General features: G+C 71.7%; 21 protein-coding genes and 5 tRNA genes. 7 read left to right on the forward strand and 19 right to left on the reverse strand.

Translation table 11 applies throughout. The features are described from left to right. Positions 1 to 27: 27 nt before the first annotated feature. From ACFQ2V_RS06405 to ACFQ2V_RS06415, 3 genes are read right to left on the reverse strand one after another with little or no spacing between them, the layout of a single operon-like run. Entirely contained in the window at positions 28 to 885 is an 858-nt protein-coding gene (locus tag ACFQ2V_RS06405; protein ID WP_386051799.1) for a MaoC family dehydratase, read from the reverse strand. A 7-nt stretch (positions 886 to 892) separates the two neighbouring features. Beyond that, positions 893 to 2212: a 3-oxoacyl-ACP reductase gene (locus tag ACFQ2V_RS06410; protein ID WP_386051801.1), complete on the reverse strand. Its 1320-nt coding sequence runs from the start codon at positions 2210 to 2212 to the stop codon at positions 893 to 895. Between the two features lie 2 nt (positions 2213 to 2214). After that, the gene (locus ACFQ2V_RS06415; RefSeq protein ID WP_386051802.1) at positions 2215 to 3510 is read right to left on the reverse strand and encodes an acetyl-CoA C-acetyltransferase; all 1296 of its coding nucleotides are present in this window, start codon (positions 3508 to 3510) and stop codon (positions 2215 to 2217) included. Between the two features lie 99 nt (positions 3511 to 3609). Here ACFQ2V_RS06415 and ACFQ2V_RS06420 point away from each other — a divergent pair, with 99 nt between their 5' ends. After that, a complete protein-coding gene (locus tag ACFQ2V_RS06420; protein WP_386051804.1) occupies positions 3610 to 4299 on the forward strand; it encodes a TetR/AcrR family transcriptional regulator in 690 nt (229 codons plus the stop codon). A gap of 1 nt (position 4300) precedes the next feature. After that, positions 4301 to 6259 carry an acyl-CoA dehydrogenase family protein gene (locus ACFQ2V_RS06425; RefSeq protein WP_386051806.1) on the forward strand — a complete coding sequence of 653 codons (1959 nt, stop codon included), beginning with the start codon at positions 4301 to 4303 and terminating at the stop codon, positions 6257 to 6259. A 39-nt stretch (positions 6260 to 6298) separates the two neighbouring features. Here ACFQ2V_RS06425 and ACFQ2V_RS06430 read toward each other — a convergent pair whose 3' ends face one another. The 9 genes from ACFQ2V_RS06430 to ACFQ2V_RS06470 form a co-directional block, all read right to left on the reverse strand. After that, positions 6299 to 6820 carry a flavin reductase family protein gene (locus tag ACFQ2V_RS06430; RefSeq protein ID WP_386051808.1) on the reverse strand — a complete coding sequence of 174 codons (522 nt, stop codon included), beginning with the start codon at positions 6818 to 6820 and terminating at the stop codon, positions 6299 to 6301. A 31-nt stretch (positions 6821 to 6851) separates the two neighbouring features. After that, positions 6852 to 7202: a hypothetical protein gene (locus ACFQ2V_RS06435; protein WP_386051810.1), complete on the reverse strand. Its 351-nt coding sequence runs from the start codon at positions 7200 to 7202 to the stop codon at positions 6852 to 6854. 63 nt (positions 7203 to 7265) lie between these two features. Next, a tRNA-Val gene (locus ACFQ2V_RS06440) sits at positions 7266 to 7339 on the reverse strand. 108 nt (positions 7340 to 7447) lie between these two features. Next, complete coding sequence (locus ACFQ2V_RS06445) at positions 7448 to 7930, reverse strand: TIGR02611 family protein (protein WP_386051812.1); 483 nt, start codon at positions 7928 to 7930, stop codon at positions 7448 to 7450. Then, positions 7927 to 8772, reverse strand: a complete 846-nt coding sequence (locus ACFQ2V_RS06450) for an aminotransferase class IV (protein ID WP_386051813.1) — start codon at positions 8770 to 8772, stop codon at positions 7927 to 7929. The genes ACFQ2V_RS06445 and ACFQ2V_RS06450 overlap by 4 nt, the downstream gene beginning before the upstream one ends. Before the next feature lie 55 nt (positions 8773 to 8827). Continuing rightward, positions 8828 to 9865 (reverse strand): chorismate-binding protein, encoded by a 1038-nt coding sequence (locus ACFQ2V_RS06455; protein ID WP_386051815.1) that lies wholly within the window; start codon positions 9863 to 9865, stop codon positions 8828 to 8830. Positions 9866 to 9881: 16 nt separating this feature from the next. Further along, entirely contained in the window at positions 9882 to 10364 is a 483-nt protein-coding gene (locus ACFQ2V_RS06460; RefSeq protein ID WP_386051817.1) for a glutathione peroxidase, read from the reverse strand. A gap of 99 nt (positions 10365 to 10463) precedes the next feature. After that, positions 10464 to 11441, reverse strand: a complete 978-nt coding sequence (gene ligD / locus ACFQ2V_RS06465; RefSeq protein ID WP_386051819.1) for a non-homologous end-joining DNA ligase — start codon at positions 11439 to 11441, stop codon at positions 10464 to 10466. 129 nt (positions 11442 to 11570) lie between these two features. After that, positions 11571 to 11643: transfer RNA gene (locus tag ACFQ2V_RS06470), tRNA-Gly, on the reverse strand. A gap of 162 nt (positions 11644 to 11805) precedes the next feature. Here ACFQ2V_RS06470 and ACFQ2V_RS06475 point away from each other — a divergent pair. Beyond that, positions 11806 to 12093: a hypothetical protein gene (locus ACFQ2V_RS06475; protein WP_386051821.1), complete on the forward strand. Its 288-nt coding sequence runs from the start codon at positions 11806 to 11808 to the stop codon at positions 12091 to 12093. Positions 12094 to 12137: 44 nt separating this feature from the next. Here ACFQ2V_RS06475 and ACFQ2V_RS06480 read toward each other — a convergent pair whose 3' ends face one another. Continuing rightward, positions 12138 to 12464, reverse strand: coding sequence for a putative quinol monooxygenase (locus ACFQ2V_RS06480; RefSeq protein ID WP_386052045.1), 327 nt, complete (start codon positions 12462 to 12464; stop codon positions 12138 to 12140). A 29-nt stretch (positions 12465 to 12493) separates the two neighbouring features. Continuing rightward, the gene (locus ACFQ2V_RS06485) at positions 12494 to 12718 is read right to left on the reverse strand and encodes a hypothetical protein (RefSeq protein WP_386051823.1); all 225 of its coding nucleotides are present in this window, start codon (positions 12716 to 12718) and stop codon (positions 12494 to 12496) included. Between ACFQ2V_RS06485 and ACFQ2V_RS06490 the strand changes: the two genes are divergently transcribed. Next, on the forward strand, positions 12705 to 13046 hold the full coding sequence (locus ACFQ2V_RS06490; RefSeq protein ID WP_386051824.1) for a hypothetical protein: 342 nt from the start codon (positions 12705 to 12707) through the stop codon (positions 13044 to 13046). The genes ACFQ2V_RS06485 and ACFQ2V_RS06490 overlap by 14 nt on opposite strands. 48 nt (positions 13047 to 13094) lie before the next feature. Continuing rightward, positions 13095 to 13562, forward strand: coding sequence for a GNAT family N-acetyltransferase (locus tag ACFQ2V_RS06495; protein WP_386051826.1), 468 nt, complete (start codon positions 13095 to 13097; stop codon positions 13560 to 13562). Positions 13563 to 13639: 77 nt separating this feature from the next. On the opposite strand, the gene ACFQ2V_RS06500 is transcribed toward ACFQ2V_RS06495, so the two are convergent. From ACFQ2V_RS06500 to ACFQ2V_RS06515, 4 genes are all read right to left on the reverse strand, one after another. Next, positions 13640 to 13714: transfer RNA gene (locus tag ACFQ2V_RS06500), tRNA-Val, on the reverse strand. Positions 13715 to 13742: 28 nt separating this feature from the next. Beyond that, positions 13743 to 13813: transfer RNA gene (locus ACFQ2V_RS06505), tRNA-Cys, on the reverse strand. 28 nt (positions 13814 to 13841) lie between these two features. Then, positions 13842 to 13914: transfer RNA gene (locus ACFQ2V_RS06510), tRNA-Gly, on the reverse strand. A gap of 100 nt (positions 13915 to 14014) precedes the next feature. Next, positions 14015 to 15061: a YihY/virulence factor BrkB family protein gene (locus ACFQ2V_RS06515; protein ID WP_386051828.1), complete on the reverse strand. Its 1047-nt coding sequence runs from the start codon at positions 15059 to 15061 to the stop codon at positions 14015 to 14017. Between the two features lie 96 nt (positions 15062 to 15157). Between ACFQ2V_RS06515 and ACFQ2V_RS06520 the strand changes: the two genes are divergently transcribed. Further along, positions 15158 to 16798, forward strand: coding sequence for an acyl-CoA dehydrogenase family protein (locus ACFQ2V_RS06520; RefSeq protein ID WP_386051829.1), 1641 nt, complete (start codon positions 15158 to 15160; stop codon positions 16796 to 16798). A gap of 12 nt (positions 16799 to 16810) precedes the next feature. On the opposite strand, the gene ACFQ2V_RS06525 is transcribed toward ACFQ2V_RS06520, so the two are convergent. Next, positions 16811 to 17770 (reverse strand): PPK2 family polyphosphate kinase, encoded by a 960-nt coding sequence (locus tag ACFQ2V_RS06525; RefSeq protein ID WP_386051831.1) that lies wholly within the window; start codon positions 17768 to 17770, stop codon positions 16811 to 16813. An 89-nt stretch (positions 17771 to 17859) separates the two neighbouring features. Here ACFQ2V_RS06525 and ACFQ2V_RS06530 point away from each other — a divergent pair, with 89 nt between their 5' ends. Next, entirely contained in the window at positions 17860 to 18603 is a 744-nt protein-coding gene (locus ACFQ2V_RS06530; protein WP_386051832.1) for a dihydrofolate reductase family protein, read from the forward strand. Positions 18604 to 18618: the final 15 nt, after the last annotated feature.

Raw genomic sequence — 18618 nt, forward strand, 5'->3', positions numbered from 1 at the left:
CCGGCCACCCTCATCGCTTCGCAGCCGTCACCAGGCGTTCTCGACGACGGCGTGGTCGATCTCGCCCCTGGCGCTCTCGAGGACCGACAGCGTGCGCCCGGCGGCGAAGGCCGTGCGGAGGCGCACCGTCGACGGGAGCCGCACCGGCTTGTGGAACCACACGCGGCTGGAGAGCCCGGCTCCAGGGAGTCGCGGGCCGAGCGACGCGAGAACCCTTGCGTAGGAGTACATCCCGTGGGCGATGGCCGTCGGGAAACCCAGTGGACGTGCCGCGAGGGCGTGCACGTGGATGGGGTTCCAGTCGCCCGACACGGCGGCGTACTCACGCCCTGTGCCCTCCCCCAGCCGCCAGACGGGGCCGGCGGCGACCGCCGTGAGCGCGTCCAGGGCAGGCGGTTCGGACGCCGGGGCGTCCGGGTGCTCCTGCCCCCGCGAGAGGTAGGTGCTGACGCCACGCCAGACCGGGGTGCCGCGGACCTCGACCTCCGTGACGAGGTCGACCTGACGGCCGCGACGGTGTGGGCGGAGGTCCTGTGCCCACACGGAGACGTCGAGCACCTCGTCGGTGGTGACCGGCCGCACGACCTCGATGCGGTTCTCGACGTGGACGGCGCCCATGAGCGGCAGCGGGAACCGGTCGTCGCTCATCACGGTCATCTGGAGCGGGAAGGCCAGCAGGTGCGCGTACGTGACCGGCAGTGTGCCGTCGACCGCGAAACGGCAGACGTGCGAGTAGGCCACGAGGTCGTCGAGGTCGACCCTGACTCCCGCGCGAGCGACCCGCACGTCGGGCAGCGTGTCGCTCGAACCGCCTCGGCGCAGCGCTGCCCGGGCATAGATGCGTCGCAGGTCCGGGGCGCCCTCGAGGGTGATCTCCTTGGTCATCGTGGCCTCACGCCCCCAGCAGGCTCTGGCCGCAGACCCGCACGACCTGACCCGTGACGGCTGCAGCACCCGGCTGGGCGAACCAGGCGATGGTCTCGGCGACGTCCTTGGGGTGGCCACCCTGCTGGAGCGAGTTCATACGACGCCCGATCTCCCTGGTGGCGAATGGGATCCGCGCCGTCATCTCGGTCTCGATGAAGCCGGGAGCCACGGCGTTGACCGTGATGCCGCGGTCGGCCAGCTGGCGCGAGAGCGCTGTGACGAGGCCGATGACCCCGGCCTTGCTCGCGCCGTAGTTCGTCTGGCCACGGTTGCCCGCGATGCCCGCGATCGACGCCACGCACACGATGCGCCCGCCCTCGCCCAGACCGCCGTCTCCGAGGATGGCCTCGTTCATCCGGAGGATCGACCGGAGGTTGACGTCGATGACGCTGCTCCAGCGGTCCTCGTCCATGTTGACGAAGAGCTTGTCGCGGGTGATGCCGGCGTTGTGCACGACGACGTCGATGGCGCCGTGACGGCTCGTCGCGTGCTCGACGATGCGCGAGCCGGCGTCGTCGGCAGTGACGTCGAGCTGGAGCGCAGTGCCCTTGACCTCGTTGGCCACGGCGGCGAGGGCGTCGCCCGCCGCGGGGATGTCGACGGCGACCACGGTCGCGCCGTCGCGGGCCATGACCCGTGCGATCTCGGCACCGATGCCCCGGGCCGCACCCGTGACGACAGCGACCTTCCCCGCGAGGGGTCGCAGGGCATCAGCGTCGCCGCAGGTCGTCTCGTCGACGCGCACGACCTGGCCGTCGACGTATGCCGAGCGGCCGCTGAGGAAGAACTCGACCGCAGACCGCACGCCATCCTGGGCATCGCCCTGTGCGAGAACGAGATTGGCGGTTGCGCCAGCGCGCAGCTCCTTGCCGATGGAGCGCACCACGCCCTCGAGGGCGCGCTGCGTCGTCACCTCGGCGACCTCGCTCAGCGTGGCGGGGTCGGTGCCGATGACGACGACGCGACCGTTGCGCTTGAGAGCCTTGACAGCCGGGGCGCCCAGCAGGCGCAGGTCGTCGAGGTGGGCGGGGTCGGTGGCAGCACTGAGGTCGAGGACGACTGCACCGACCTCGCCGGAGGCGTCGGCGGCCGCGGCGACCGTGGGCACCCCGACCGTACCGAGCCACGATGCGATCGCGGCGGCGAAGCGGCCCTTGCCCGCGACGAGGACCGGTCCCTCGCAGAGCGGCATGCCGGGCTCGTACCGACGCAGACGTGTCGGCTGCGGGACGCCCACCCTCTTCGCGACGGGTGAGCGGACGATGGTGGTGAACAGGTCGGTCATGCTCACGCCTCCAGGATCGCGACGACGCCCTGGCCGCCGGCCGCGCAGATGGAGATGAGGCCTCGGCCCCCGCCGGCCTCGTGGAGCTGCTTGGCGAGGGAGGCGACGATGCGACCGCCGGTCGCCGCGAAGGGGTGCCCGGCCGCCAGCGAGGAGCCGTTGACGTTGAGCTTGCTGCGGTCGACCGACCCGAGCGGTGCGTCGAGGCCGAGCCGGCCCTTGCAGAAGTCGGGGTCCTCCCACGCCTTGAGGGTGGTGAGGACGGTCGCCGCGAAGGCCTCGTGGATCTCGTAGAAGTCGAAGTCCTGCAGCGACAGGCCGTTTCGCGCGAGGAGACGTGGCACGGCGTACGCGGGAGCCATCAGCAGCCCCTCGTCGCCGTGGACGTAGTCGACGGCCGCGGTCTCGGCGTCGACGAACCAGGCGAGCGGGGTGAGCCGGTGCTGCTGGGCCCACTCCTCGCTCGCGAGCAGCACGGCCGAGGCGCCGTCGGTCAGCGGCGTCGAGTTGCCGGCCGTCATCGTGGCGCCCTCGCCCCTGCCGAAGACCGGCTTGAGCGTCGCGAGCTTCTCGACCGAGGAGTCGGGGCGGAGGTTGTTGTCGCGGGCGACGCCGAGGTAGGGGGTGACGAGGTCGTCCTGGAAGCCTCGCTCGTACGCGGCGGCGAGCTTCTGGTGGCTGGCGGCCGCGAGCTCGTCCTGGTCCTCGCGGGCGATCCCCCACTGGGCAGCAGTCAGTGCCATGTGCTCGCCCATCGAGAGGCCGGTGCGGGGCTCGAGGTTCTCCGGAATGGCCGGCACGAGGTGGCTCGGGCGCAGACCGGCCAGGGCCTTGGCGCGCTCGGTTGCCGACCGGGCCCGGTTGGCGGCGAGCAGGGACTGCCGCAGGCCCTCGTTGACGGCGATCGGCGCGTCGCTGGCGCTGTCGACGCCACCGGCGATGCCCGCGTCGATCTGCCCGAGGGCGATCTTGTTCGCGACGAGGATCGCCGCCTCCAGACCCGTTCCGCAGGCCTGCTGGATGTCGTACGCCGGGGTGGTCGGGTCGAGTCGGGTGCCGAGCACCGTCTCGCGGGTGAGGTTGAAGTCGCGGCTGTGCTTGAGCACGGCGCCGGCGACGACCTCACCGAGGCGCTCGCCCGCGAGGCCGTAGCGCGCGACGAGGCCGTCGATGCTCGCGGTCAGCATGTCCTGGTTCGACGCCTTGGCGTACGTGCCGTGGGCCCTCGCGAAGGGGATGCGGTTGCCGCCGAGGACTGCGACACGACGAGGTGGGCGCGGGCTGGTCTTGGACGCCATGGATCTCTACCTGCTCTCGATGTGGTGGCTGTCGATCAGTAACCAAGATAACCGAAACTAGTAGTAGTCGATACAGCCAGTACCTGTTACTTTCGTGAGATGGACGACGACGTGGAGCCCACCGCCACGCCCCGGACGGCGCCGCGCGACGGCCGCGACGCGCGCTGGGAGCGACACCGCGAGGAGCGTCGGGCCGCGCTCGTCGACGCGACCATCCGCGCCATCCGCAGGCACGGCGCCGGGGTCGGCATGGACGACATCGCAGCCGAGGCCGGCACGTCGAAGACCGTCATCTACCGGCACTTCGACGACAAGGCCGGTCTCTACCGCGCCGTGGCCCACCGCATCGACGGCCGGGTGGTCGGCAACGTCGGTGCGGCCCTGGGGCGGTCGAGCACGCCGCACGGCGACACCCGCGAGCTCGTCGCCTCGACCGTCGATGCGTACCTCGCGCTCGTCGAGTCCGACACCGAGGTCTACCGCTTCGTCGTCAACCGTCCGCTCGTCGACCTGCCGTTGCCGGACGACCCCGTCGGCGGCACCGTCGACCAGGTCACCGACCAGCTGACCGGCCTGCTGCTCGTCTCGCTCAGCGCCGCCTCCGCCACCGACCACTCCCGGGCCCGCACCTGGGCCATCGCCCTCGTCGGCTCGGTGCGCGCCGTCGCCGACGACTGGCTCGCCACCCCCGAGTCCGACCGTGCCCCCCGCGCAGACGTCGTCGAGTCCCTCACCGAGCTCGCCTGGCACGGGCTAGCACCCGCTCTCGCCGGCACGAAAGGCAGATGAGATGTCCATCGCTGCAGACGTTCCCGTCCCGAGCCCGTCGATGCCGACAGTGTCCTCGCCCCAGCTCGTGGCGCGGCTGCGGGCGCACCTCGACGGGCCGTTCGGCCCGGTCCGCGACCACTGCAGGGGGCTCGACCCCGTGACCTTCGGGCCACCGCCGGAGCCCCTGCCGACCGAGGAGCACCGCGCTCGCGTCACGGCCCAGCTCACAGCCCTCGCCGAGCAGCCGTATGCCGCTGACGGCTTCCCCCCGCAGCAGGGCGGCACCGCGCGCTACGCGCAGGCCGTCGCCGCCTTCGAGATGCTCGGCCACACCGACCTCTCGCTCTTCGTCAAGGCCGGCGTGCAGTGGGGGCTCTTCGGCGGAGCGGTGTCGCTCCTCGGGACGCGACGCCACGACCACCTGGTGCCCCTCATCACGTCAGGCGAGCTGCAGGGCTGCTTCGCGATGACCGAGACCGGCCACGGCAGCGACGTGCAGAGCCTGCTGACAACGGCCACCTTAGACCCCGCGACCGACGAGATCGTGGTCCACACCCCCGAGCCGGCGGCCCGCAAGGACTACATCGGCAACGCGGCCCGTGACGGCCGGCTGGCCGCCGTCTTCGCCCAGCTCATCGTCGCCGGCGAGTCCCACGGGGTGCACTGCGTGCTGGTGCCGATCCGCGAGACCGACGGCACGACGGCGGCCGGCGTCACTGTCGAGGACTGTGGCGCCAAGCTCGGCCTCGGCGGTGTCGACAACGGACGGCTCTCCTTCGACCACGTTCGGGTCCCGCTCACCAACCTGCTCGGCCGCTACGGCGACATCGACGACACCGGCACCTACTCGAGCCCCATCGACAACCCCGGCCGCCGCTTCTTCACGATGCTCGGCACCCTGGTGCGCGGGCGCATCTCGGTCGCCGGCGGCGCCGGGGCGGCCGCACGCTCGGCCCTCGCGGTCACCACGAGGTATGCCGCCGGGCGACGCCAGTTCGCCGCCCCCGGCGCCGATGTGGAGACGACCGTGCTCGACTACCGCACCTACCAGCGGCGGCTGCTGCCGAGGATCGCGACGGCATACGCCCTGCAGGTGGCCCAGCACGAGCTCGTCACGGCCATGGACGACGTGCTCTCGGGGCGCGCCTCCTCGGAGCAGGACCAGCGGAGGCTCGAGACGCGCGCCGCCGGCATCAAGGTGCTGACGACCCGCCACGCCACCGACACGATCCATGAGTGCCGCGAGCTCTGCGGCGGGGCCGGCTACCTCTGGGCCAACCGTCTCGCGGCCCTCAAGGCCGACACCGACATCTTCACCACCTTCGAGGGCGACAACACGGTGCTGCTGCAGCTCGTGGCCAAGTCGCTGCTCGCCGAGTACCAGGCGACGTTCGGCGACCTCGACACGCTCGGCATCGTGAGGTTCGGGGCCCGGCTCGTCGGCGGGACGGTCATCGAGCGATCCTCTGCCCGCGGCATCGTGCAGCGGCTCGTCGACGCAGCCCCGGGCCGCGAGGAGGACGTCACCTTCGGCATCCGGGGCACCCAGCTGCGTCTGCTGCGCGAGCGCGAGGAGCACCTGCTCGAAGGCCTGGCCCGACGGCTGCGCCGGGCCACCGCACCCGACGCCGACGCCTTCGCGGTCTTCAACGCGACCCAGGACCACCTCGTCGAGGCCGCGGCGGCCCACGTCGAGCGGATCGTCGCGGAGTCGTTCGCCGCCTCGGTCGAGGAGTGCGCAGACAGGCAGGCGAAGGAGGTGCTCGCTCGCGTCTGCGACCTGCACCTGCTGGCGACGATCGAACGGCACAAGGCGTGGTACCTCGAGCACGACCGGCTCAGCCCGGCGCGCACCAAGGCGCTCACGGCGCTCGTCAACGAGATCTGCGCCGAGCTGCGTCCGCTCGCGACCGACCTCGTCGACGCGTTCGGCATCCCGGACGGGCTGCTCACGACGGAGATGTCGGGCACGGCCTGATCCAGCGCGACCTCGCGCACGATCTGATGCGCGGTCCGGTCAGGCGTGGGGGCGCTGGTAGCGGCCGCGTCGGTGGACGAGCGCATCGTCCTCCGGCCCGATGACGACGTGCTCGAGCACCGCCTCGACCAGCACCGACCAGCCGACGTCGTGGCGGGTCGACGCGTCGAGCCGCACGCCCGCCCACGTGGCCGACGAAGAGGGCCGGGGGCCCCACTCGGTCTGCTCCCAGGCTCCGAGGCGGAACGGCCCGCCCGGGGCGGGCATGACGCCCGCGAACGCGTCGGCGAGCCGCTGGTCGCTCAGGCCGAGCAGAGAGACGACGGCCGTGCCGGTCTCCTCGAGCTGCTCGAGCAGGTCGGAGTCGGGGTGCAGCAGCCCCACCACCCGACCGGGGTCGCCGGTGGCGACGAGGTAGGACGACACGGTCAGGCCCGCGCGCTCGACACCCCGTCCGGCCGTCCAGAGCGAGACGGTGCCACCGATGCGTCCGCGGAGGCGCCGGACGGGGTCGCGCTCCTCGTCCGGGGTGTCGAAGGGGTGCTCGGAGTGGATCGTCACCCGCGGACCCACCGCGGTCGGAGGGGCGGCGTCACTCGGACTCGGCGACCATCAGCGCGTCGTCGACCGACACGGCGCCGGGCGAGAGCACCTCGGCGTAGACGCCGGCGCACTGCGACGGCGCCTGGGTCACCTTCAGCGTGCACTCCCCCAGTCGGATGACCCGCCCGACGAGCTGGTCGAGCACCGCCGACTCCATGTCGAGCACGACGTTGGCCTTCGGGTGGGTCTCGACGTAGTCGTCGGCCGTCACCAGGTGCACGGCGTGCTTCTTGGCGCGGTTTCCCTCAGGCCCCGTGGGAGTCACGTCGACCGATTCGAGCTCTTGCCCCGGCGAGTCCGAGTCGGGGTAGATGAAGAGGCTGGAGACCGTCGCGACCATGAATCACACGCTAGTGCTTGTCAGCCGGGTCTGGCGCGTCGGCCGGGCACCGAGCCGGGAGGGTGGACGTGAAGGGACTCGAACCCCTGACCTCTCGCGTGTGAAGCGAGCGCTCTAACCAGCTGAGCTACACGTCCGGGCACCCCTGTGGCGACAGGCTGTCGGGGTGACGGAGGGAAACAATAGCCGCTACGGGTGCGGAGGCGGAAATCGCCCCCACGTCAGCCGCGTCGAGGCCGCCCCGGTCAGTCGATGCCCGGCACCTGGATCAGGAGGTCCTCGGCCCACCGGGGCACGAACTGCGGCACACCGGCCCAGGCCAGGTAGCCCCAGATCACGGCCCACACGATGAGCACGGTGCCGAGCGCCACGAGGCCCCGGACCCAGACCGACTGCGCCAGGATCCAGTCGTTCCAGCGGCTCACGTGGCGCTTGCCGAAGTCGAGCCAGCGCTGCGCGAACTCGAACTCGCTGGCGAGGATGAGCAGGCCGAAGAACACCACGAGCCACCCGGGCCCGGGCGCCGGCACCATGATCAGCCCGGCAACGGTGACGACGGTCCCGACGACCCCGACGGCCGTGCGCCAGACCAGGTGCGTGACGCGGTTGCGACGGAGCCGCGCACGCCAGGCCCATCGGTCCTCATCGGCGTCGAGGGTCCCGTTGGGGTCGGAGTAGTCGACGTCGTCGCCCGCCCCGGGTGCTCGTGACTCGCCGCGGCCGGTCACGGGTCGTTGTCCTGCTCGGCGTTGCTGCGGAAGACGCGCAGCAGCTCGCGTGTCACCGGGTTGCTCTCGGGCAGCACCCGGTCGTCGACGGCGTGGATCGGCAGGACGTCCTTGGTGGAGCTCGTGATGAACAGCTCGTCGGCCGTCTGCAGGACGTCGAGCGGCAGTGCCTCCTCACGGATGTCGACGCCGGCCGCGCGTCCCCACTCGATGGTCAGCTCGCGCGTGATGCCGGCCAGCAGGCCCGACCCGACCGGCGGGGTGAGCGCGACGCCGTCCACCACGACGAAGATGTTGCTGCCGGTGCACTCGCACAGCTCGCCGCGCGTGTTGGCGAAGACCGCCTCGATGGCGCCCTCCTGCTTGGCGCGTGCCAGCGCGACGACGTTCTCGGCGTACGACGTGGTCTTGAGCCCCGCCACAGCGGAGCGCTCGTTGCGGGTCCACGGCACCACGGTGAGCTTGCCGCTCTGGGGAGGCAGCGCCTGCGGGGCGGCCAGCACGATGTGGGTGAGGGACGAGTCGTCGCGGTCGGAGCCCAGCGGCCCGATGCCGCCCGTGACGCTGTAACGCAGGCGTCCGAAGGGGATCGCGGGGCCGTCGAGCACCGCTGCGACGCCCTTGTCGACCACCGCGAGGTCGAGGGGCGGCAGGCCGAGCCCGGCAGCGGAACGCTCGAGCCGCCGGTGGTGGCGCGAGAGCGCGAACGGTCGTCCGTCGACGATCTTCGCGGTCTCGAAGACGCCGTCGCCCACCGTCACCGCGTGGTCGAGGGCGGACACCGATGGTCCGGTGGGGTCGACGAGGACGCCGTCGACCCAGACGCGCATGGTCGTGCTCATGGTCCCTTCCCTGTGGCCCGGCCCAGTCGTTCGGCCCAGTCGCTCGCGAGCGCCCTCATGGTGTCACAGTGCCGGCGGCGAGCCCGATGAGGCGGGCCGCCTTGAGCTCGGTCTCCGCCCACTCCCCCTCGGGGTCGGAGTGCCAGGTGATGCCGGCCCCGGTGCCGAAACGCAGCCACCGGCGGCCGGCCTCGTCGTGCTCGGCCCAGAAGGTGCGGATGCCGACCGCGAGGTCGGCCTCGCGGGCATCGGCGTCGACCCAGCCGATCGCCCCGCAGTACGGCCCGCGCGGCCGTGTCTCGAGGTCGCGGATCGCCGTGAGGGCGCTCGACTTGGGGGCGCCCGAGACCGACCCCGGGGGGTAGGCGGCCGCGAACACCTCGCCCCACGCCACGTCGTCGCGCAGGCGCCCACTCACTGTCGAGACGAGGTGCACGAGGCCGGGGTGCTCCTCGACCGCGCAGAGCTCGTCGACCGACACGGTGCCGGGCTCACACACGCCCGAGAGGTCGTTGCGCATGAGGTCGACGATCATGACGTTCTCGGCGTGGTCCTTGGGCAGCATCTGGTCGGCCGTCGCGGCCGTGCCCTTGATCGGCCGCGTCACGACGGTGTCACCGCGGCGGGCCAGGAAGAGCTCCGGCGAGGCGCTGACCACGTCGAGACCGGCTGCCTCACACCGGATGCGGGCCGCATGCGGTGCCGGGTTGCCTTGTCGCAGAAGGATGTCCAGGCCGTCGAGGTCAGCCCCGTCGCCCAGCTCGTGGCTGAGCACCCGGCACACGTTGACCTGGTAGACGGTGCCCGCCGCGATGCGCTCGCGAACCTCACGGACCGCGCCGACGTATGCCGCACGATCGAGCGACGTGCACCAGTGGCGGTCGAGCGGCCGCCAGGCCACCGCGTCCCGGGGTGTCGACGCCCCCGGCGCCGTGCGGCTGACCTGCCCGAACCGGACCGCCGTGACGTCGCCCTCGAAGGACGCCACGACGGCCCAGAAACCCTCGCGCGTGATGGCGTCGAGGGCCGCTGGGCCGCGGCGGACGTCGATGACCTCGCGGGCGACCCGGTCGGCGAAGCGGGCGTGGTCCACCCGCAGATCGTAGGCCCTACCGGGCGAGGGCCTTCTCGATGTCGGCGGCGATGGCGGAGGGCTCGGTGGTCGGCGCGTAGCGCTCGATGACGGCGCCGTCGCGGCCGACGAGGAACTTGGTGAAGTTCCACTTGATCTTGCTGCCGAGCAGGCCACCCTGCTCGGACTTGAGCCACGTGAAGAGGGGGTGCTCGTCGTCGCCGTTGACGTCGACCTTCGAGAACATCGGGAAGGTGACGCCGTAGTTCTTCTGGCAGAACTCGCCGATCTCCTCGTCGCTGCCGGGGTCCTGCGCACCGAACTGGTTGCACGGGAAGCCGAGCACCGTCAGCCCCTGGGCGCGGTAGGTCTGGTAGAGCTCCTCGAGGCCGGCGAACTGTGGCGTGAAGCCGCACGCGCTGGCGGTGTTGACGACGAGGACGACGTCTCCGGCGTACTCGTCGAGCGACACCTCCGAGCCGTCGATGGCGGTGGCCTTGAAGTCGTGCAGGACGGTCACGGGGTCTCCTCGGGGTCATGACGCGTCGTGGTCACGCGTAGGTGGCATCTTCGCCCGGGAGGAGCCCGCACCGCCAATCGGTGTCGAGGGTTGCCGGTCTCAGGACGCGTCGGCCTCGTCGGGCTCGGGCGGGAGGTCCTTGCCCTCGCGCTCGTCACGGTCGGCCCACTCGAGCAGTGTGCTGAAGTCGAACACGGCGTCGTCGATCCCGGCGTGGAGGTCACCGAGGCGCGCGAACCGCTCGGGCATCGTGGCGATGGTGAAGTCCTGCGGCTCGGCGTCCGTGATCTCCTCCCAGCGCAGGGGCGCCGACACGGTGCCGCGCGGGTTGCCGCGCACGCTGTAGGCGGCCGCGATGGTGTGGTCGCGTGCATTCTGGTTGTAGTCGACGAACAGGTCCTCCGGCGAGCGGTCGCGCCGCCACCAGGTCGTGGTCACGTCGTCAGGCAGGCGCCGCTCCACCTCGCGGGCGAACGCGAGGGCCCCACGGCGGACGTCCTTGAAGCCCCACTCGGGCGCGATCCGCACGTAGACGTGCAGGCCCGAACCGCCGGAGGTCTTCGGCCAGCCGACGGCGCCGAGCTCGTCGAGGATCTCGTGGGTCGTGGCGGCGGCCCGCCGGACCTTGTCGAAGCCGCACCGCGGCATCGGGTCGAGGTCGATGCGCCACTCGTCGGGCTTCTCGGTGTCGGCACGGCGGCTGTTCCAGGGGTGGAACTCGACGGTCGACATCTGGACGGCCCAGACGACGTCGGCGAGACGGGTCACGCAGAGCTCGTCCGCGTGCAGTCCGTAGCGCGGGAAGTGCAGCCGGACCGTCTCGACCCACGGGGGCGCCCCGGCCGGGAGGCGCTTCTGGTGCACCTTCGGCCCGTCGACCCCCTTGGGGAACCGGTGCAGCATGCAGGGCCGCTCGCGCAGGGCGTTGACGATGCCCGGACCGACCGACTCGTAGTAGCGAGCCAGGTCGAGCTTGGTCTCGCCCCGCTCGGAGAAGTAGACGCGGTCGGGGCTCGAGAGCCGCACCGTGTGGTCGCCGACCTCGATCTCCATCGCCGGGCTCTTGCTCGCCGCCATGCCGACAGCCTACGTATGCCGCCGGGTCGCCGAGCGCTGCGACGCGTGCGCCGGAGGGCGCTGTGACGGCATACGGCCCCGGGATGGGTCGAAGGGCCCGCCGACGGAGTCGACGGGCCCTTCGAGCGGAGCGGACGACCGGGCTCGAACCGGCGACCTCAACCTTGGCAAGGTTGCGCTCTACCAACTGAGCTACGTCCGCTTGCCGGCCCTCGGAGCCGAGGCCCCGTGGGTGCGAGGTAGACCATAGCGGACGGTCGCGCCCGGTGCGAAACCCGCTCTCCGAGTGGCCGTTCGGGCACCGACTGCACGCGGTGCGAGACCGGCTGTTCAGGGCGTGCCGCGACACGAGAGGATGTGACCCATGGCGAAGCCCGGTGGCCTGCGGTTCCTCAGACGCAAGGGTCACGACCTGACCGTGAGGGATCGAGACGGCGACCAGCACCGCGCCACGCTGGAGAAGCTGGCCAGGGTCGAGGACGGCACGCAGGAGGACGGTGCCTTCTCGTTCGGGTACTGCAAGAGCTGCGACTGGACGGGTCCGGCCCGTCGCGCGCGTGAGAAGGCGCGCAAGGACGCCGTGGCGCACCAGGGCGACTGCGAAGGCAAGGGCAAGATCCGCATCGGCGTTAGCGACCCCGACCAGGACTAGTGCCGGCTGACCTCCGGTGGGGCCGTTCCGCGCAGGCCGGTCGGCTACCGGTCGACGGCCATCTCCCCCAGGTCGGACCACTCGTCGCCCTCGATGGTGGTGTTGACGATCTTCGGCGTGGCGGCCAGGTAGCCGGGCAGGCTGGACGTCGCCTCCTTGAAGTGGTCGCTCTGCACGTGCGCCCCGCCGGCCTCGTCGTCGCGGAACGCCTCGACCAGGACGTACTCGGTCGGGTCGTCGAGGCTGCGCGACCAGTCGAACCAGAGGCAGCCCTCCTCGGCACGGGTGGCCTCGGTGAAGGCCCGCGAGATCTCGGGCCAGTCGTCGGCGTGCTCGGGCTTCACGGGGAACTTGGCGGTGATGAAGATCAAGGTGGTCACTCCTGTCGGTGTGGTGTCGGTCAGGCCGCGGCCGGTGTGATCGGGTCGGCCGGCTCGGCAGGCCCCGCCGCCGGGTGGCCGTCGACCACCTTCTCGATGCGCTCCCCCAGGATGCCGCAGGCCCACCCGAGGCATGCTCCCACGACGAGGGCGAGCACCCGGGTCGACACCGTCGTCGAGGTGCCTCCGCTGCGCGAGCGCACCGGCGAAGTCATGCCCTTGGCGCGCCACGTGGCGGAGCGCACGCGTGGGCGTCCGATCGACGTCACGGCGGTTGCCGAGCGGGCCCTGACCAGCTGCGGGTGGCCGGGCAACGTCGACCAGCTCGTCCGCGCCGTGAGGCAGGCCGTCGGAGGCGGCGACGTCGTCGACGTGGCCCAGCTGCCGTCCAGGGCGACGGGCGGCTCGCGTCGACGCCTGACGCGCATCGAGGCGTTCGAGCGCGACGAGATCGTGCGGTGCCTGACAGGTCCCGGCGCGACGATGAAGATGGCTGCCGTCGAGCTGGGGATGAGCCGGGCGACCCTCTTCCGCGAACTCGCCCAGTGCGACCTGCACGCGCTAAAGGAGTGACCCGCGCAGCCGACTCGCTGGCACGGGCACGTTGCTAGGTTCTGCAGCGTGGACATCACGACGATCGGGCCGGACGACTGGGAGACGTTCCGAGAGGTGCGGCTCGCGTCGCTGACGGAGTCACCGGAGGCGTTCGGCTCGCATCACTCCGACTGGGTCGACGCCCCGGCCGAGCGGTGGCGCAGTCGCCTGACCACGGTGCCCCTGACGCTCGTGGCACGCGATGCGACGGGCGTCGTCGGCGTCGTGAGCGGCCAGCGCGTCGGTGCGGACGAGGTCGAGCTCGTCTCGATGTGGGTGGCGCCCGCTGCTCGGGGCCATGGCGTCGCTCGCGCGCTCATCGACGGGGTCGTCGACTGGGCCGCCGGCCAGGGTCGCTCCACGTACCTCATGGTCCGCAGCGGCAACACCCGCGCGCGCACGGCGTACGAGCGTGCAGGTTTCGTCGACACGGGCGTGCCTCAGGACTGGCCCGCCGACGAGCCCGCGGAGAACCGGATGGAGCTGCGCCGCTGACGGCGACGCTGTTGCCGCTCGGGAAGCAGAACAGCCCCCGACCGGCGTCTCCGCTGGTCAGGGGCTGCTCTCTCTTCTGGTGGGCGATACTGGGTTTGAACCAGTGACCTCTTCCGTGTCAAGGAAGCGCGCTACCGCTGCGCCAATCGCCCGAGGGTCCTGCTGTGGTGGTGCTTACCGAGGTGGAGACGGGATTTGAACCCGTGTACGCGGCTTTGCAGGCCGCTGCCTCGCCTCTCGGCCACTCCACCGTGGAAGGCAAGTGGATCTTTGCCTCCGAGCGGACGACCGGGCTCGAACCGGCGACCTCAACCTTGGCAAGGTTGCGCTCTACCAACTGAGCTACGTCCGCGGGAACACCAGCGGTGTAACTTCTCCGCTCGGTGCGAGGTAGACATTAGCCCATCGGTCCGGGCGACACAAAACCGGCCGTCGCAGCGCCGATCACACCCTCAGCGACCGGCCCTTCGCCGCTGCTCGGCCGGTGCTGCGCCGCCCTCGTCGACCTCGCGCTCGCCCGCCTCGTGGAGCTCTCCCGGACGGCTCCGGGCGTACTGCCGGTCCTCGGCGCGCCGCCGGGCGATCCAGTCGACGACGGAGGTCGGGTCGTGCTCGCCGAGCCGGACGGGCCACAGGGTGCGCGAGGCCGAGTTGACCCCCGCGCCGATGAGGATCGCGATGGCCAGGAAGTAGAGCCAGATGAGCAGCACGATCGGTGCCGTCAGTGGTCCGTAGATCGTCGTGCCGCCGAGCGACGCCTCGAGGGAGACGCGCACGAGGTAGGAGGCGCCGAGCCAGATCGCGAGTGCGAGCAGCGCACCGGGCACGTCGCGCAGCCATGGCGCGCGGCGGGGCGTCGCCACGTGGTAGAGCGTCGTGAGGGCGACGACACTCAGCACGAGCACGGTGGGCCAGTAGAGGTAGCGCAGGAAGGCGAGGCTGTCGGGCAGCCAGTCCGACACGAGCGCCGGACCGAGGAGCACCAGGGGCAGCAGCAGGATGCCGGCGACCGTGCTCACGGTGTAGATGGCGAGGCTGAGGGCGCGGAGGCGGATGATGCCTCGAACGTCCTTCTGGCCGTACATGATCGACACGGTGTCGATGAAGACGTTGAGCGCGCGAGAGCCCGACCACAGGGAGAGCAGGAACCCGAGCGACACGATCTCGGGCCGTCCCCGACCCAGGACGTCCTCGACGGTCGGCACGAGCAGCTGGCTGATGCTGTCCTCGGTGAGGAAGCGTTCGGCGTACTCGCGGATCGTGGCCACCACCCGAGCGACGTTCTCCGGCCCGATCCACGCGCTGACGTAGCCGAGCCCACCGAACAGGCCGAGGACGAGCGGCGGGAGCGAGAGCAACATGAAGAAGGCCGCCTCCGCTGCGAGCCCGGTGACCCGGTAGTCGAGGCAGACGTCGACGGTCCGCAGGGTCAGGCGAGCGGTACCCAACCCGCCGGGCACCCGCGTCAGCACCGCGCGCACGCGTTCCTTGACCGTCATCGCCACGAATCTAGCCGTGCCCGACTGCCGTCGACGTGACCCGTCCGACACGCGCCGCGCCGGCGTGGTGTCCCGCGAGCGCCCTACTCTCGGCGGGTGAGCACACACGAGGTGACCAACCAGGCTCCGCCCTATGTCGGTGGGGACTTCTACGCCGACGACGTGGCGCTCTCGGAGGCCGTCGAGCGTTGGGGTGGCACGTCCGCCCCAGCGGAGCTCGGTGCGCTCGGGCGGCTGGCCGGGTCGGCCGAGGCGCAGGAGCACGGCCGCCTCGCCGACGCGCACCGCCCCGTCCTGCGCACGCACGACGCCCGCGGCCACCGGGTCGACGAGGTGGAGTTCCACCCCTCGTGGCACTGGCTCATGACGCAGGCCGTGGGGGCCGGTCTCACGGCCGAGCCGTGGGTCGCGCCGACGGGATCGGGTGCGCACCTGCGCCGGGCGGCCGGCTTCGTCCTGTGGTCGCGCGTGGAGGCCGGCCACGGGTGCCCCATCTCGATGACGTATGCCGCCGGGTCGGCCCTCAGGCACGACCGCACCCTGGGCGAACGCTGGCTCCCGGCCCTCGCGAGCCGCTCCTACGACTTCGGCATCCGGCCGGTGACCGCCAAGGCGGGGGCCGTCGCCGGCATGGGAATGACCGAGAAGCAGGGCGGGTCCGACGTCCGGGCCAACACGACGCAGGCGGTTCCGGCTGCCGGCGGTCCCCTGCCGGGCGAGACGTACCGCCTCACCGGTCACAAGTGGTTCTGCTCGGCCCCGATGAGCGACGTGTTCCTCGTGCTCGCGCAGGCACCCGGTGGGCTCACCTGCTTCGTCGTGCCACGCGCCCTCGACGACGGCTCGCGCAACGTCTTCGCGCTGCAGCGGCTGAAGGACAAGCTCGGCAACCACTCGAACGCGTCGAGCGAGGTGGAGCTCGACGGCACGTGGGGCAGCCGGCTCGGTGACGAGGGCCGCGGTGTGCGGACCATCATCGACATGGTCGGGGCGACCCGCCTCGACTGCGTGCTCGGCTCGACGGCGACGATGCGTGACGCGGTCGCGCGGGCCCTGCACCACGCGCGGCACCGCAGCGCCTTCGGGGCCCTGCTCGTCGACCAGCCGCTCATGCGCAACGTCCTCGCCGACCTCGCCCTGGAGGCCGAGGCGGCCATGGTGCTGGGCCTGCGCCTCGCCCGCGCGGTCGACGACGGCGAGAGCGACCTCGCGCGGCTCGGCGTCGCCCTCGGCAAGTTCTGGGTGTGCAAGCGCACGGCCCCGATGGTGGCCGAGGCGCTCGAGTGTCTGGGCGGCAACGGCTACGTCGAGGAGAACGGGCTGGCCCGCCTCTACCGCGAGGCACCGCTGAACTCCATCTGGGAAGGCTCCGGCAACGTCAACGCCCTCGACGTCATGCGCGCCGTCAGCCGCGAACCCGCCAGTCTGGAGGCCCTGACCAAGGAGCTGCACGAGGTCCGTGGTCGCAGCGCCGAGCTCGATGTTTTCGTGGACTCCTCTCTGGCACAAGCCCGCTCACTCGATGCCTCGCCCAGCGACGCGGCCTTCGGCGCCAGGTTGGTCGTCGAGCGGCTCGCGCTGGCCCTGCAGGCGAGCCTTCTGGTGCAGCACTCCCCCGGGCCCGTCGCCGACGCCTTCGTCGCGAGCCGCCTCGCCGGTCGTCGCGGCCACACCTTCGGCTCGCTCGACGTCGACCTCGCCGGTGCGGCCGGCGCAGTGCTGGACCGCGCCGGCTGACGAGCAGGGACCTCAGCCGGCCGCGAGCCGCTTCTTCTCGGCCTCGACGTCGAAGTCCGCAGGCGGCCAGGTGAGGTCCATGCCCCGCAGCGCCTCGAGGAGCAGCTGCTGCACGGCGAGGCGTGCGTACCACTTGCGGTCGGCCGGCACGACGTACCAGGGCGCGCCCACGGTCGAGGTCGTGTCGAGGACCGCCTGGTAGGCCTGCATGTAGTCCCCCCAGCGCTCGCGCTCGTCGACGTCGCCCGGGTTGTACTTGTAGTACTTGTCGGGGCGCTCGAGCCGCTCCATGAGGCGGGTCTTCTGCTCGTCCTTGGAGATGTGCGTCATCACCTTGACGACGGTCGTGCCCTTCGCTACGACCTCGCGCTCGAAGGCGTTGATCTGGGCGTAGCGCTTGGACCACACGTCCTCCGGCACGAGGTCGTGCACGCGCACGATGAGCACGTCCTCGTAGTGCGACCGGTCGAACACGCCGAGCTGACCGGGGCCCGGCAGGGCCTTCTCGACGCGCCACAGGAAGTCGTGGGCGAGCTCCTCCTCCGTCGGCGCCTTGAAGGCAGTGGCCTTGACACCTTCGGGGTTCACGGAGATGACGTGACGCATGATGCCGCCCTTGCCGGACGTGTCCATGCCCTGCACCACGAGCAGCACCGACCGTCTGGAGCCCGCCGTCGACTCGGCGAAGAGCCGTTCCAGCAGGTCGGCCAGCTCGGCCTGGCTCGCGGCGAGCGCCGCTGCCCCGAGGGCCTTGTCGCCGCTGAAGCCGGGGGTCGACGACGGGTCGAGGTCGGCCAGCACGAAGCCTGTGCTCACCCTCAGCTCGCCTCCGATGTCGCCGATCGCGGTGGGGGCGTCGGCCTCGAGGCGGGCCCTCGCCTCGTCGCGGGCTGCCTGCTCCTTGGCCTGCTTCTTGGCGGACTTCCCGGCCGACTTCCCTGACTTCCCCGACTTCTTCGCGCCCTTGCCCATGGCGTCATCCTGCCCGACGTCGGGGCGCGGCGACGGGATCGACGGGCCCGGATCGTGCGTCGCGGGCTCGGCTCCCGGATACTGACGCCATGCGCCTGCTCGTGCCCGGACGTTCCGGCCTGCCCGCCCTGGCCGACCTCGACGACGCCGACCTGTTCCGTGCGTATGCGAGCCCGTGCGGTCGATGGGTGCGCTGCAACATGGTGACCTCCCTCGACGGCGCGGCGACGGGTGCAGACGGCAGGTCCGGGTCGATCAACAACGAGGCCGACCACGTGGTCTTCGAGGTGCTGCGGGCCCTGACCCACGTCGTCGTCGTGGGCGCGGGAACGGTCCGCGCCGAGGGTTACCCACCTCTGGCCGTCAAGCACTCCCTCCTGGGGATGCGCCGCGACCACGGGTTGCCCGACGCACTCCCCCTCGTCGCGGTCAGCAACCGGGGCGGTGTGCCACCGACCCTGAGCGGGTGCCGTGACGGCAAGGCCCTGATGGCCGTGCCGGCCTCGGCCCCCGGGCTCGACGCAGCCCGCGCGGACATCGGTGACGACAACGTCATCGTCTGCGGCGACGACGAGGTGGACCTGCGCCTGCTCCTCGACGAGCTGCACGCACGAGGGATGGACCACGTGCTGACGGAGGGGGGCCCGGCCCTGCTCGGCTCGTTCCTCGCCGCCGGTGCCGTCGACGAGCTCTGCTACACCGTGGTCCCGCAGGTCGTCGGGAGCGTCGCCCGCCGCACGGTCGGCGCCGACGGGGTTCCCGCCGACCTCGACCTCGAGCTCCTCGTCGAACAGGACGGCACGATCATGGGGCGCTGGTTCGTGCGACGCTGACCGTGGGCCACCGAC

Source organism: Terrabacter terrigena, from assembly GCF_042676085.1.
GTDB classification, from domain to species: Bacteria; Actinomycetota; Actinomycetes; order Actinomycetales; family Dermatophilaceae; genus Terrabacter; species Terrabacter terrigena.